A 298-nucleotide genomic window follows, 5' to 3' on the forward strand; every position below is an offset into this window, starting at 1 on the left:
CTATGCTGGCACTTTCCGTTCCGCTTTTTCGCATATTGAGAGAACCAGAGCTTACATTTACATATTTCGTCGTCGTTCTTTCAGGTATGGTTGGATTGGGAGCCGTTCCTGGCCTCGTTGTTGAAAGATAGTCAGTACTGACATACCCATCTATTCCATTGGCCTTGATCTTCGCCCAGCCTTTGGATTCCGAATACACCGTCACCTGTGTGCCCCTTGTCAGCTTCGCGACTATGCTGGCACTTTCCGTTCCGCTTTTTCGCATATTGAGAGAACCAGAGCTTACATTTACATATTT

At 46.6% G+C, this 298-nt stretch carries 1 protein-coding gene; it reads right to left on the reverse strand.

Annotation, left to right across the window (positions count from 1 at the left end; genetic code table 11):
* The coding region (locus SB775_RS28595) for an SH3 domain-containing protein (protein WP_410864559.1) at positions 1-265 on the reverse strand (265 nt) is incomplete at its 3' end.
* Between the last annotated feature and the right edge of the window lie 33 nt (positions 266-298).

This window comes from Peribacillus sp. SIMBA_075, from assembly GCF_046534585.1.